This window comes from Luteimonas padinae (assembly GCF_014652935.1).
GTDB lineage: Bacteria > Pseudomonadota > Gammaproteobacteria > Xanthomonadales > Xanthomonadaceae > Luteimonas > Luteimonas padinae.
In genome coordinates, this window is the sequence record NZ_BMZT01000008.1 from 93,539 (window position 1) to 106,210 (window position 12,672).

Sequence of the window (12,672 nt, forward strand, 5' to 3'; positions counted from 1 at the left end):
ACGGATTTACGCGGATGGGCGCGGATTTACGCGGATCTGGCCGAGGCCAGTGCACGGACCACGCCTTGCACGGGGCCTCTCGTTCCGAGAGGTGTTCCCCCGCGAGGCGGAAGATCCGGTCAGTTGTTGAAAGGATCCGTACGAGCCGCGGATCCATACTTCTGCTTCGCGTTTGCTCTATCCGTGTAAATCCGCGCCCATCCGCGTAAATCCGTGGCAAAAGCTTTTCCGCCCAGCCCCCCGTCGCCTTACAGCGGCGGAGGCAAGGACGCGGCGGGTTCGACGAAGGGGGCGGGCGGCTCGCCGCGCTGCATGCGCAGGGCGTTGGCGTAGGCGATGCGGGCGCGGCTGTCGTCGCCGGCGGTGGCGTAGCCGTCGCCCAGTTCCTCCCAGGCGTCGGGGCCGGCGCCCTGGGCGATCGCGCGCTGCAGGTGGTCCTGGGCCTGCGGCCAGTCGCCGCGGGCGCGGGCCAGGCGGGCGAGGGTGAGCAGCAGGGCCGGGCTGCCCGGATGCTGCTGCAGCCAGCGCCGGGCGGTGGCTTCGCGGTGCTCGACGCGCTCGATGGGCAGGCGGCCGTAACGGTTGGCCAGGGTTTCGTCCCAGCGCTCGTCCAGGGCGTTCTCGATGCTCGAGGTGGCGGCTTCTTCCCAGCGCAGGTCGGCGGCGCGGTCGGCGTAGGCGGCGACCACCCGGGGCTCGCTGCGCAGCGGCTTGGGCAGGGTTTCCCAGCGGTCGGCCAGGGCGTTGCCGTCGGCGGCTTCGGCCAGGGCCAGCGCGGCCCAGTCGCGCTCGCGCTCGGCGAGCACGGCCTCGGGCAGGGCCTGCTGCTGGCGCAGGGCGCCGAGCAGGGCATAGGCCTCGGCGGACTGGCGCGAGGCGGCCAGGGCGTCGGCACGCAGGGCCAGGCCGCGCGGTGACAGCGGCTGGGCGGCGGGGTCGTCCAGCGCGACCAGCGCGTCGGTGGGGCGATCCTCGGCCAGCGCCAGTTCGGCGCGGCCGATGGCGCGGGTCAGCGCGTGGCTGGCGTCGATCGCGTCGAGGTGGCTGCGCGCGGCGGCGTGGTCGCCGCGCGCCATGGCGGCGCGGGCGGCGGCCAGGCGCGCGACCGCGGCATCGCTGTCCTCGGCCGCCTGCGGCAGCAGCTTCTCCGCGCGGGCGTAGTGGCCCTGGTGCAGGGCCTCGAGGCCGGTGCCCAGGCGCTCGCGCGACTGGCGCTCGCGGCGGCTGCGCCAGGCGCGCAGCGGCAGCGCCACCAGCGACCACAGCAGCCACAGCACGAGCAGCCCGGCCACGACGGCCACCGAGACCCACAGCAGGTTGGTGGTGTAGTCCCAGCCGCGGTAGCGCACCAGCACATAGCCGGGATCCTGCGCGAGCAGGTGCCAGGCCATGGCGCCGATGATCGCCAGCAGGATCCAGACAAGCAGGTTTCGGAACAGGTTCATGGCAGCCTCCGATGTCGCCGCCACCCTAGCGGCGGCGATGTCGCGGCCGTGTTCACATTGGCGCGCGGGCGTCGTCGCGGCGGCCGCGCTGCAGGCGCAGCTGGTCGAGCGTGGTGCCCAGCGTCGGCAGTTCGACCGCCAGCGGCAGCGCGGCGATGGCGTCCAGCTCGCGCAGGCGGGCGTCGCGCGCCGCCGACCGCGGCCACAGCCGCGGCACCAGGGCGCGGACGCGGGCGAGGGCGGCGGCGTAGCCGGCGTGGTCGCGGCGTTCGGCCGCCATGCGCGCCAGCGACAGCTCCAGGCGCAGCGAGGCCAGGCCGGCCGCCCGCTCGCCGGCGTCGACCACCAGCACCTGGTCGCTGCGCCGGACATGGACGATGCGGCTGGCCACGCGCTGCCACCAGGGCTGCGCCGACGTCGTGGCGCCGCGCTCCGGCGTGGCCGCGGCCACGACGGGCGCGCCGGCCGCGGCGTCGAGGCCCGCCTCGAACGCGTCCAGGCGCGCGACCGCGGCGACGCGCGGGTCCGCGCCGAGTGCGTCGAGCATGGCGCGCTCGTCGGCCAGCACCTGGCGCAGGTCGATGTCGGCCGGGGCGTCGAGGGCGTCGAGCAGGCGCGCGGCCAGTGCATAGGCGCTGCGCGCGCCCTGCAGGTCGCCGGCGAGCAGCAGCCGCTGCCGGCCCTGCGCCAGCAGCAGTTCGATCTCGTCCAGGCGCAGCGCGCGCGCGGCATCCTGCGCCGGGTCGGCCAGGCGCTGCACGCTGTCCTCGAGCAGCGCCGCGCGCTGGCCCATCGCCAGCAGCTCGTCGCGCAGCAGGCGGTTGGTGGCCTCGGCCTGCTGCAGGCGCATGCCCTGGGCCTGCTGGCCCTGGCGCAGGGTGGCCACGCGCTGCTGCAGGGCCTCGATGCGCACGGTTTCCTCGGCGTCCGCGGCGCGGCGTTCGTCGCGCTCGGACTGCCACGCCCGCCAGCCCAGCGCACCGGCCAGCGGCAGCGCCACCAGCAGGAGCAGCCAGGCCAGTGCGGAGGTGCGGCGGCGGGGTGCCGCGGAAGACTCGGGGGCGTTCAAGGGCGCGCGCGGAAAGGAGCCGGGGCGCACATGTTAGGGCGTCGCGGACGCCTCCGTGCAGGCCGCGAGCATGTCCGGGATGCGCGCGCTGGCGGCGACCGCGGCCACGTGCAGGCCGTGGTCGCGTGCCAGGTCCGCGAGGCGGTCGCTGGCCGCGACCACGCGGGCGCGGCGGAGGCCGGCCAGAGCGTCGGCGGGCAGGGTCGTGAGCACCCTTTCCAGCGCTTCGCCGCTGCTCGCCAGCAGCCATGCCGGCGCGTCCAGCGCACGCAGCGCCGCGATTGCGCGCGGCGAAGGTGGCACCGGCACGCGCGCGTAGACGTTGGCGCGCAGCACCCGCGCGCCGCGCCCGGCCAGGGTGGCGGCGATCACGCCGCGACCGCCGGGCGCGGTCACCAGGCCGACGTCGAGGCCGTCGACGTCCTGCAGCTGCGGCAGCGCCAGCAGCCCCTCGCTGTCCATGCGCTGCGGCGAGGCGACATCACCCGCGCCCGCGCGGCGCAGCGCACGCGCGGTGCCGGCGCCAACCGCCACCCACGCCTGCCCATCGGCTGGCCGCAGCGCCTGCAGGCGGCGCGCGGACGCCACCGCGGCCGGACTGGTGAACACCACCTTGGGCGCCGCCAGTGACCGTTCCAGCGCGCGTCGTGCGTCGTCGTCATCGAGATCCTCGATGCGCCAGGGCGACAGCGCGAGGGTGCGCGCGCCCAGCGCGGCAGCGGCACGCCGCACGCCGCCGTGGCCGCCGACCGGCCGCAGCGAGATCACGTAGCATCCGGACAGCGGCCCGGTGGAGGCGTGCGCAGGCATCGCGCCAGCTTGGTGCCTGGCGCCCGCACCCGCAAGGCACCGGCCCCCGAAGACACTGGAACGCGACACATGCAACTGGACGACGAACTCCGCGCGCTGGATGCGCACTACCGCTCGATGCCGCCGGTGGCGGCCATGGACATCGCCATCGCCGGCCGCGACGTCGAGGCCGACACGCTGACCCTGCGCGCGCCGCTGGCGCTCAACGTCAACGACAAGGCCTGCGCCTTCGGCGGCAGCCTGGTGTCGCTGCTGACGCTGGCCGGCTGGGGCCTGGTGACCCTGCGCTGCCACCAGCTGGGCATCGACGCCGACGTCTTCGTGGCCGACAGCGAGATCCGCTACCTGGCCCCGCTCTACGCCGACCTGCGCGCCACCGCGGCGCTGGCCGACGGCAGCGGCTGGGCGCCGTTCGACCAGGCGCTGCGCAGCCGCGGCCGCGCCCGCGTGCGCATCGCCGCCAGCGTGCCGCTGCCCGATGGCGGCATCGCCACCACCCTGCGCGCCGGCTACGCCGCGATCGCCAGGGGTTAGGATGGCCGCCGCCATCCCCGGGAACCCCGACATGCGACCGATGCACGCCCGCAACGCCCTCGTCCTCCTCGCGCTGCTGGCCTGCGCGCTGCTGCTGCCCGGCTGCGCCAGCACCGGCAAGGGCGAGGCGCTGCAGCGCGCGCAGTATGCCTGGTCGGCGGCGATCCGCTGGGGCGACTTCGAGGGCGCCTGGAACCTGGTCGACCCGGAGTTCCGCGAGCAGCACCCGCTGACCGACGTCGAGCTGGAGCGCTATGCCCAGGTGCAGGTGTCCCATTACCGCGAGCTCGGCGTGCAGCCGGCCACGGACGGCACGGCTGTCCGCGACATCGACATCGGCGTGATCAACCGCCACACCATGGCCGAGCGCGGCATGCGCTACCGCGAATCCTGGCGCTGGGACGAGGCCGCGGGCACCTGGTGGAACACCGGCGGCCTGCCCGACTTCTGGCGCGGCGAGTAGCCGCCGCGCGCTTTGCGCCGCCGGCGGCACTGGGAGACAATCGCCGCCCGCCGCAGGATGGCCGACCAACGTGAACTTCGAAGAACTGTGGGCCTTCCTCGGCCGCAACCCCATGCTGTCGCTGGCCCTGGCCGGCATCACCGTGGCGATCGTCTACACCGAGCTCATGCGCGTGTTCCGCGGCTTCAAGGGCCTGCGCCCGGCCGAGCTCACCGCGCTGGTGAACCGCGAGGACGCGCTGGTGGTCGACCTGCGCCCGGCCGCCGAGTTCGAGAAGGGCCACATCCCCGGCTCGAAGAACGTGCAGATGGCCCAGTTCGATCCCGAGAACAAGGCCCTGGCCGGCGCGAAGTCGCTGCCGGTGGTGGCCGTGTGCAAGACCGGCGTGACCGCGGTCGACGCTGCCAAGCGCCTGCGCAAGGCCGGCTTCGAGAAGGTCTACGTGCTCGAAGGTGGCATCGGCGCGTGGCAGCAGGCCGACCTGCCGCTGGCCAAGGGGCGCGGCAAGTAGCCGTCGGCCCCGTGCGATAATCCTCTCCTTAACCCGAATTCCGCTGGAGCAACACGAGATGTCCGACCAGGAAGCCACCAACGCCAACGGCGCCGCCGGTGCGCAGCAGCCGAACGGCCCGCAGTTCACCGTCGAGAAGATCTACGTCAAGGACGTCTCCTTCGAGGCCCCGAAGACCCCGCAGGCCTTCGGCGAGCAGGGCCAGCCGCAGCTGCAGATGAACCTCAACCAGCGGGTCACCCGCATCGCCGACAACTCGTTCGAGGTGGTGCTGGGCATCAACCTGACCTGCAAGCTGTCGGACGAGAAGACCGTGTACCTGGTCGAAGTGCAGCAGGCCGGCCTGTTCAACCTCTCCGGCTTCGACGACCAGTCGCTGGACGCGATGCTCGGCACCCACTGCCCGACCATCCTGTATCCCTACGCGCGCCAGATCGTCGGCGACCTGATCCAGGCCGGTGGCTTCGCGCCCTTCCTGCTGCAGCCGATCAACTTCGAAGCGCTGTACGCCGAAGGCCTGCGCCAGCGCGCGCAGCAGTCCGCGCAGGGCGTCGACCTGGCCAGCGGCGAGACCAGCGGCAACGCCTGAGTGTCCGCGAAGCTTTCCATCGCACCGCCGGGCAAGCCGGCGGTCGCGGTGCTCGGTGCGGGCTCCTGGGGAACCGCGCTCGCGGCGCTGATCGCGCGCCACGAACATCCGACCCTGCTGTGGGGTCGCGACCAGGCGGTGGCCGATGCCGTCAATGCCGGCGGTGGCAATCCGCGCTACCTGCCGGGCATCGACCTGCCGACGGCGCTGCGCGCGACCACCAGCCTGGCCGAGGCCCTGGCCGGCGCGGACCTGGTGCTGGTCGTGGTGCCGTCGCATGCGTTCACCGACACCCTGCAGGCGCTGGCGCCGCTGCGCCCGGCGCACGCCGGCGTGGCCTGGGCAACCAAGGGCTTCGAGCCCGGCTCCGGCCGCTTCCTGCATGAGGTCGCGGGCGAGGTGCTGGGGCCCGACGTGCCGCTGGCGGTGGTCACCGGGCCGTCGTTCGCGAAGGAGGTCGCGGCCGGCATGCCGACCGCCGTCACCGTCCATGGCGATGACGAAGGCTTCGCGCAGTCGGTCGCCGACGTGCTGCACGGGCCGGCCTTCCGCGCCTATACCGGCAGCGACATGCGCGGCGCCGAACTCGGCGGCGCGATGAAGAACGTGCTGGCCGTGGCCACCGGCGTGGCCGACGGCATGGGCCTGGGGCTCAACGCCCGCGCCGGCCTGATCACGCGCGGGCTCAACGAGATGCTGCGCCTGAACATCGCCATCGGTGGCCAGCCGGAAACCCTGATGGGCCTGGCCGGCCTCGGCGACCTGGTGCTGACCTGCACCGGCGACCTGTCGCGCAACCGCCGCCTGGGCCTGGCGCTTGGCCGCGGCCAGAGCCTGGACGACGCCGTGCGCGGGATCGGACAGGTGGTGGAATCGGTGCAGACCGCGGACGAGGTGATGCGCCAGGCCGACGCCCACGGCGTGGAGCTGCCGATCTCCAGCAACGTCCGTGACGTGCTGCACGGCGACATCACCCCGGCCGAAGGCCTGGCCCGGCTGCTCGCGCGCGAGCAGAAGGCCGAGTACGCCGGCAAGCTGATCGCCTGACGCCTGACGCCTGACGCCTGACGCCTGACGCCTGTGCTGCACGCGGGTAGGGAAAAAAAAGAAAGGTTCTTCTCCCAACTGCGGGGAAGAACGCGGGCGGGGGCATCGCCGCGCTTCGACGCATGGCCTGCTGCCGCTCATGTCCCCCGATGCCGGCCCGCCGGGCCGGCATCTCCTCCTTGACTTCCCGTCAGCAGGCCACGCGCCGAAGCCGTGCAGGGTTCTGGCGGCCCGTTGCAAAAAGAGCAGCCGCGCGTCGTTGGCACTGCATGACCCGCAACGTACAACAACGTTCCGCCGCCTTTCTCCAGTGGTTGCAGGTGGACCGCTTCCACCTTCCCTCCAGCAACCGACACCCGTCCGGACTGCGGTGCGATGCCTGCTGGCGGGAAGTCAAGGAGGAGGCTGTGGCCGCAGGCCGCAGCCGGGGGACATGAGCGGCAGCAGGCATCGCACCGCAGCACGACCACCCTCCCGCCGGCCGCGTCCGGGATCAGCGCAGCGCGCGATCCCTCACTTGGGAGAAGAACCAAAAGAAAACCCCGGCCTTGCGGCCGGGGTCATGTCGCGGAGCGGGGAGAGAGGTCGCCCCGCGACCCGGGGACTACCCGTGTTACCAGGTGAAGCGCGGGCCGATGAACCACTCGGTCACGTCGCCGTTGAACTTGACGTCGCCGTTGAGGCCCCAGTTGGCGTTGAAGGCCACGTTGGCACCCAGGCGGCCGTAGAAGTCACCGTCGATGCCGCCGTCGTAGTCCTCATAGCCGACCAGCGCGTAGCCGTCGAAGTTGCGCGCCAGCAGGCCGCGCACGCCGACCTCGGTGCTCCAGCCGTCGAAATCCAGCTCCTGGCCGAGCACGCGGCCGGCATCGAGCTTCTGGTAGGCCACGCGTGCGAGCAGGTCGGTGCGCGGCGCGATCTCGAGGTTGTAGCCGACGCCGATGCGGTAGTCGTCGATGTCGAGGTTGGTGTTGTCGATCTCCTGGCTGCCGAAGCCGCCGAAGACGTGGAAGTTGGGGTGGAAGGCGACCGAGCCGTTGACGTCGTAGCCGTCGGCGTCGACATCGCCGCTGGTGGCCTGGTAGCCGGCCTGCAGGTAGTTGTAGGTGACGCCTTCGGCGGCATTCGCGGCGAACGGCATCGATGCCGCCAGCGCCATGGCGATCAGGGAACGCTTCATCAGGGGGGATCCTCTGTTTCGTTCTTGCTTTAGGAAGAGGACCGGCCACGGGGGCAGGGGAGGGGAGAGAACCGATCGGGGAAATCGGATACCGCCCGTGGCCGGTCCGAGCATTCTCCCAGCGTGAAGGCAACGCCACCTGAATATTGAACCGTCTGGTGCAGGAACCTTTTGCGATGCTGCGTGTCGCGCATGCAACGACGACGCGCCCTCAGCCCGCGCCGGGAAAATCCGCCTGCCGCCAGGCCTCGTACGCCACCACCGCCACCGCGTTCGACAGGTTGAGGCTGCGGTTGCCGGGCCGCATCGGCAGCCGCAGGCGGCGTCCGGCGGGGATGGTGTCGAGCACCGCGTCCGGCAGCCCGCGCGTCTCGCAGCCGAACAGGAAGGCGTCGCCGTCGGCGTAGCGCGGCAGGTCGTAGCGCACCTGGCCGCGCGCGCTGAGCGCGAACAGCCGCGCCGGTGCGATCGCCGCCAGCGCCGCGTCCAGGCCGTCGTGCACCGCGACGCGGGCGTACTCGTGGTAGTCGAGGCCGGCGCGCCGCAGCTGCCGGTCCTCCATGTCGAAGCCCAGCGGCCGCACCAGGTGCAGGCGCGCGCCGGTGTTGGCGCACAGGCGGATCACGTTGCCGGTGTTGGGCGGGATCTCCGGCTGGTGGAGGATGATGTCGATCATCGGGCGCTGGTGGCTGCGGCGGGCGGGAAGGATAGCCGGCCGGCCCGGCTCACCAGGGCAGCGCGGCCCCGCGCCAGTCGAGGAAGCGCCCGCTGTCGCCTTCGACGAGGCCGTCGATGACGTCGAGCAGGCCGGCGGCGGACTCGCCGACGCTTTCGGTGGCCTGCTCCCCGCCCATCTCTGTCTGCACCCAGCCTGGATGCAGCGCGACCACCGTGATGCCGCGGTCGGCCAGCGCATGCGCCAGCAGCGCGGTCGCCATGTTCTGCGCCGCCTTGCTGATGTTGTAGCTGGGGGTGCCGAAGCGGCCGCAGCCGGCGATCGAACCCAGCTGCGAGGACAGGTTGGCGACCGTGGCGCCGTCGGCCAGCAGCGGCGCCAGCGCCTGCGCGAGCAGCAGCGGGCCCATCGCGTTGACCCGGAAGCTGTGCTCGAGGTTGGCCTCGCCCAGGTGTCCGAAGCGTTCGCCGGAATGCAGCACGCCGGCGTTGTTCACCAGCAGGTCGATGCCGCCGGCCTCGCCCAGCACCAGCGGCAGTTCGGCGGCGAACGCCGCGCGGGAGCGGGCGTCGGCCACGTCCAGCGGCAGGACGTGCAGGCGCCCGGGATGCTCGCCGGCGAGACCGTTGAGCGCGGTGGCGCGGCCCGGGATGCGGCATGCGGCGACGACGTGGTCGCCGCGGTCGAGCAGGCGGCGGGCCAGCTCCAGGCCCAGGCCGCGGTTGGCGCCGGTGACGATCGAGGTGCGGATGCGGGTGTCCATGCCCCGAGGATGCACCAGTCGCGGTGGCGGCGCCGTGCGGACCGGGACCAATGACCCGCTCGGGCGGCCCCGCGGCGCGCCTACCATGGCGGTTTCGATCCCGCAGGAAGCCCCATGCCGACCTCCAAGCCCCAACCGCGCCGCGCCACCGTCCTCGCCATCGCGCTTGCCGCCGCCCTCGGCGTGGCGGCGCCCCTGGCCTGGGCCGCGGCGCCGCCGGCACCCGCGGAGGCCGGCGTCGACATCGCCTACGAGGAATTCACCCTGCCCAACGGCCTGCGCGTGGTGGTGCATACCGACCGCAAGGCGCCGATCGTGGCGGTGAACCTCTGGTACCACGTCGGCAGCAAGGACGAGCCCTCCGGGCGCAGCGGCTTCGCGCACCTGTTCGAGCACCTGATGTTCCAGGCGTCCGAGAACCATGACGGCGAATACTTCGCGCCCTTCAAGCAGGTCGGCGTGACCGACCAGAACGGCACCACCAACACCGACCGCACCAACTACTTCCAGAACGTGCCCACCACCGCGCTCGACACCGCGCTGTGGATGGAGTCCGACCGCATGGGCCACCTGCTGGGCGCGGTCACGCAGGCGGCGCTGGACGAGCAGCGCGGCGTGGTCCAGAACGAGAAGCGCCAGGGCGAGAACCAGCCCTACGGCCAGGCCTGGACCAGGCTCATGAAGGCCCTGTACCCGGCCGGCCATCCGTACAACCACACCGTGATCGGCTCGATGAACGACCTCGACGCCGCCGCGCTCGAGGACGTGCACGCCTGGTTCCGCGCCTGGTACGGGCCGAACAACGCGGTGCTGGTGCTGGCCGGCGACATCGACCTGGCCACCGCGAAGGAGAAGGTGGCGAAGTACTTCGGCCACATCCCTGCCGGCCCTGACATGGCGCAGCCGGAGGTGGACGTGGCGCGCCGCGCGGAATCGACGCGCGAGATGATGGAGGACAAGGTGCCGCAGCCGCGCATCTACCGCGTGTGGAACGTGGCCGAAGTGGGCAACCCGGACCTCGACCGCCTGCAGCTGCTGGCCCAGGTGCTGGGCGGCAGCCGCTCCTCGCGCCTGGACGCGCGCCTGCTGCACCGCGACCAGCTGGTCGACAGCATCAGCGCCGGCACCTACGGCAAGCAGCTGGGCTCGAACTTCATGGTCATCGCCAACGTCAAGCAGGGCGTGGACCCGGCGAAGGTGGAGGCCGCGATCGACGAGGAGATCACGCGCCTGCTGGCCGAAGGCCCGACCGCCGAAGAGCTGGAGCGCGCGCGCGCCGTGTTCCGCGCCGGCTTCGTCCGCGGCATCGAGCGCATCGGCGGCTTCGGTGGCAAGGCCGATGCGCTGGCCGAGTGCGCGGTGTACGCCGGCGACCCGGGCTGCTTCCGCGAGTCGCTGCGCATCATCGACACCGCCACCGCCGCCGAGCTGCAGGCCACCGGCCGCGAATGGCTGGGCAAGGGCGAGCACACCCTGGTGGTGATGCCCGGCGAACGCACGCCGCTGGCCGAGGAGCCCGCGGGCGTCCCGCAGCCCTGGGACCTGCCGGAGGTCGATGCCCGCTACTCCACGCTCGCCCCCGCGGTCGACCGCAGCCAGGGCGTGCCGATGCCCGAGGCCTTTCCCGAGCTCAAGTTCCCGGCCGTCGAGCGCGCCACCCTGTCCAACGGCAGCACGGTGGTGCTGGCGCGGCGCAGCGGCGTGCCGGTGGTGCAGCTCGACTACCAGTTCCCGGGCGCGGGCTACAGCGCGGACGGCGAAGGCCGCATGGGCACCGCCAGCTTCGCGATGGGCATGCTCGACGAGGGTGCCGCCGGCGTCGGCCCGCTGGAGTTCGCCGAGCGCGCCGAAGCGCTGGGTGCGCAGCTGGGCGCGGGCGCGTCACTGGATGCCGGCACCGCCTGGCTGTCGGCGCTGAGCGACCGGCTCGACGCGTCGGTGGCGCTGTTCGCCGACATGCTGCGCCGGCCGGACTTCGCGGCCTCCGAGATCGAGCGCGTGCGCGCGACCTGGATCGCCAACATCGCCCAGGAGAAGGCGCGGCCGCAGACCGCGGCGCTGCGCGTGCTGCCGCCGCTGCTGTACGGCGAGGGCCACCCCTATGCGATGCCGTTCACCGGCAGCGGCACCGAGGCCTCGATCGCGGCGCTCGATCGCGACGACCTCGTGGCCTTCCACCGGGCCAGCGTCCGTCCCGAGGGCGCGACCCTGGTCGTGGTCGGCGACACCACCCTGGGCGAGCTCGTGCCGGTGCTGGAGAAGCATCTCGGCGACTGGCGCGGCAGCGGCACGGTGCCGGCCGCCGCCGCGGCGATCCCGGAGGTGGCGCGCCCCGCGAAGGCGCGCGTGTTCCTGATCGACCAGCCCGGCGCGGTGCAGGCCAACATCTACGCCGGCCTGCTGGTGCCGCCGAGCACCGATGCCGGCGCGGTGCGCCTGGACATCGCCAACGGCGTGATCGGCGGCGACTTCACCGCGCGGCTCAACATGAACCTGCGCGAGGACAAGCACTGGTCCTACGGCGCGCGCAGCGGCGCGTCCGGTGCCCTGGGCCAACGCCCGTGGCTGGCCTCGGCGCCGGTGCAGATCGACCGCACGGCCGACGCCATGGCCGAGATGCAGCGCGAGATCGCCGCGTTTGCCGGCGGCGAGGCGCCGCCGACGGCCGAAGAGGTCGACCGCATCCGCGCGATCAACACCCTGAGCCTGCCCGGCGCCTACGAGACCGCGGCGTCGGTGGCGTCCACCATCGCCGGCAACGTGATGTACGGGCGCCCGGACGACTACGTGGCGCGCCGCAAGGCCGAGATCGAGGCCATGACCCCGGCGCAGGTGGCCGCGGCCGCGAAGGCCCTCGATCCGGACGCCCTGACCTGGGTGGTGGTCGGCGACCTGTCGCAGATCGAGGCCCCGGTGCGCGCGCTGGGGCTGGGCGAAGTGACCATCCTCGACGCCGACGGTCAGCCCGTCGCGCGCTGAGCCTCCGTCATCTCCTCCTCCCCTCCGCCTCCCCTGCACTGCCCTGACCTGTAGGAGCAGCTACAGCTGCGACCCGCAAACCCGCAAACCCGCGAATCCTGAACCGGGCTCGCACACCGGGTCGCAGCTGTAGCTGCTCCTACAGGTCAGGGCAGGGCAGGGCAGGGCAGGACAGGGCAGGACAGGACAGAGGGGATGGGGAGCGGCGGGGTGATTCTTGGCACAATCGGGTATTCGCCACGGAGCTGATCCATGCGTCCACTGCTGCTGATTCCCCTGCTCGCCACGCTGTCCGCCTGCACCTGGGTGCACATGGCGCCCGGTGCGTCCTCGGTGCGGGTGGCGGCCTCGCCGCCGGCCGGCTGCGAGAAGCGCGGGGAAGTGGAGGTGGCGGTGAAGCACAGCATCGCCTTCATCGACCGCAACCCGCTGCGGGTGCGCGAGGAGCTGGAAACACTGGCCCGCAACGAAGCCCCCGGCCTGGGCGCCGACACCATCCACGCGCTGGGCGATCCGCTGCGCGGGGCGCAGCGCTGGGCCGCCTGGCGCTGCGGCGGCTGAGCCCAGGCCCCCGGAAAGGGCCTCCGGCCCCGGAAAAGTGCGCGC

At 72.9% G+C, this 12,672-nt stretch carries 13 protein-coding genes; 7 read left to right on the plus strand and 6 right to left on the minus strand.

Annotated elements, in window-relative coordinates; all coding sequences use genetic code 11:
* Positions 1-248 precede the first annotated feature (248 nt).
* From IE168_RS10440 to IE168_RS10450, 3 genes are read right to left on the minus strand one after another with little or no spacing between them, the layout of a single operon-like run.
* Positions 249-1,445, minus strand: coding sequence for a heme biosynthesis protein HemY (locus tag IE168_RS10440; RefSeq protein ID WP_189498011.1), 1,197 nt, complete (start codon positions 1,443-1,445; stop codon positions 249-251).
* Positions 1,446-1,497: 52 nt separating this feature from the next.
* Positions 1,498-2,514, minus strand: coding sequence for a uroporphyrinogen-III C-methyltransferase (locus tag IE168_RS10445; protein WP_189498014.1), 1,017 nt, complete (start codon positions 2,512-2,514; stop codon positions 1,498-1,500).
* Positions 2,515-2,547: 33 nt separating this feature from the next.
* Positions 2,548-3,324: a uroporphyrinogen-III synthase gene (locus IE168_RS10450; RefSeq protein ID WP_189498016.1), complete on the minus strand. Its 777-nt coding sequence runs from the start codon at positions 3,322-3,324 to the stop codon at positions 2,548-2,550.
* Positions 3,325-3,393: 69 nt separating this feature from the next.
* Here IE168_RS10450 and IE168_RS10455 point away from each other — a divergent pair, with 69 nt between their 5' ends.
* From IE168_RS10455 to IE168_RS10475, 5 genes are all read left to right on the plus strand, one after another.
* Positions 3,394-3,858 (plus strand): YiiD C-terminal domain-containing protein, encoded by a 465-nt coding sequence (locus IE168_RS10455; RefSeq protein ID WP_189498018.1) that lies wholly within the window; start codon positions 3,394-3,396, stop codon positions 3,856-3,858.
* A gap of 31 nt (positions 3,859-3,889) precedes the next feature.
* Complete coding sequence (locus tag IE168_RS10460; RefSeq protein WP_229823406.1) at positions 3,890-4,321, plus strand: hypothetical protein; 432 nt, start codon at positions 3,890-3,892, stop codon at positions 4,319-4,321.
* A 70-nt stretch (positions 4,322-4,391) separates the two neighbouring features.
* Positions 4,392-4,832 carry a rhodanese-like domain-containing protein gene (locus IE168_RS10465; protein ID WP_189498020.1) on the plus strand — a complete coding sequence of 147 codons (441 nt, stop codon included), beginning with the start codon at positions 4,392-4,394 and terminating at the stop codon, positions 4,830-4,832.
* A 58-nt stretch (positions 4,833-4,890) separates the two neighbouring features.
* Positions 4,891-5,421 (plus strand): protein-export chaperone SecB, encoded by a 531-nt coding sequence (secB, locus tag IE168_RS10470; protein WP_189498022.1) that lies wholly within the window; start codon positions 4,891-4,893, stop codon positions 5,419-5,421.
* An 18-nt stretch (positions 5,422-5,439) separates the two neighbouring features.
* The gene (locus IE168_RS10475) at positions 5,440-6,468 is read left to right on the plus strand and encodes an NAD(P)H-dependent glycerol-3-phosphate dehydrogenase (RefSeq protein ID WP_189498194.1); all 1,029 of its coding nucleotides are present in this window, start codon (positions 5,440-5,442) and stop codon (positions 6,466-6,468) included.
* 613 nt (positions 6,469-7,081) lie between these two features.
* Here the strand turns inward: IE168_RS10475 and IE168_RS10480 are convergent.
* The 3 genes from IE168_RS10480 to IE168_RS10490 all read right to left on the minus strand — a co-directional run bounded on the left by IE168_RS10480 (position 7,082) and on the right by IE168_RS10490 (position 9,087).
* Entirely contained in the window at positions 7,082-7,648 is a 567-nt protein-coding gene (locus IE168_RS10480) for a porin (RefSeq protein WP_189498023.1), read from the minus strand.
* A 211-nt stretch (positions 7,649-7,859) separates the two neighbouring features.
* Positions 7,860-8,324: a tRNA (cytidine(34)-2'-O)-methyltransferase gene (locus tag IE168_RS10485; protein ID WP_189498026.1), complete on the minus strand. Its 465-nt coding sequence runs from the start codon at positions 8,322-8,324 to the stop codon at positions 7,860-7,862.
* A 49-nt stretch (positions 8,325-8,373) separates the two neighbouring features.
* On the minus strand, positions 8,374-9,087 hold the full coding sequence (locus IE168_RS10490; protein WP_189498028.1) for an SDR family oxidoreductase: 714 nt from the start codon (positions 9,085-9,087) through the stop codon (positions 8,374-8,376).
* Positions 9,088-9,201: 114 nt separating this feature from the next.
* Between IE168_RS10490 and IE168_RS10495 the strand changes: the two genes are divergently transcribed.
* Positions 9,202-12,066: a M16 family metallopeptidase gene (locus tag IE168_RS10495; RefSeq protein ID WP_189498030.1), complete on the plus strand. Its 2,865-nt coding sequence runs from the start codon at positions 9,202-9,204 to the stop codon at positions 12,064-12,066.
* A 252-nt stretch (positions 12,067-12,318) separates the two neighbouring features.
* On the plus strand, positions 12,319-12,627 hold the full coding sequence (locus IE168_RS10500) for a DUF4156 domain-containing protein (protein ID WP_189498032.1): 309 nt from the start codon (positions 12,319-12,321) through the stop codon (positions 12,625-12,627).
* Positions 12,628-12,672: the final 45 nt, after the last annotated feature.

Excerpts from the sequence above, each read along its gene's own strand:
- IE168_RS10450 (WP_189498016.1), bottom strand. The coding sequence starts at position 3,324 with ATGCCTGCGCACGCCTCCACCGGGCCGCTGTCCGGATGCTACGTGATC.
- IE168_RS10455 (WP_189498018.1), top strand. The coding sequence starts at position 3,394 with ATGCAACTGGACGACGAACTCCGCGCGCTGGATGCGCACTACCGCTCG.
- IE168_RS10480 (WP_189498023.1), bottom strand. The coding sequence starts at position 7,648 with ATGAAGCGTTCCCTGATCGCCATGGCGCTGGCGGCATCGATGCCGTTC.
- IE168_RS10485 (WP_189498026.1), bottom strand. The coding sequence starts at position 8,324 with ATGATCGACATCATCCTCCACCAGCCGGAGATCCCGCCCAACACCGGC.
- IE168_RS10495 (WP_189498030.1), top strand. The coding sequence starts at position 9,202 with ATGCCGACCTCCAAGCCCCAACCGCGCCGCGCCACCGTCCTCGCCATC.
- IE168_RS10440 (WP_189498011.1), bottom strand. The coding sequence starts at position 1,445 with ATGAACCTGTTCCGAAACCTGCTTGTCTGGATCCTGCTGGCGATCATC.
- IE168_RS10490 (WP_189498028.1), bottom strand. The coding sequence starts at position 9,087 with ATGGACACCCGCATCCGCACCTCGATCGTCACCGGCGCCAACCGCGGC.
- secB (WP_189498022.1), top strand. The coding sequence starts at position 4,891 with ATGTCCGACCAGGAAGCCACCAACGCCAACGGCGCCGCCGGTGCGCAG.
- IE168_RS10500 (WP_189498032.1), top strand. The coding sequence starts at position 12,319 with ATGCGTCCACTGCTGCTGATTCCCCTGCTCGCCACGCTGTCCGCCTGC.
- IE168_RS10460 (WP_229823406.1), top strand. The coding sequence starts at position 3,890 with ATGCGACCGATGCACGCCCGCAACGCCCTCGTCCTCCTCGCGCTGCTG.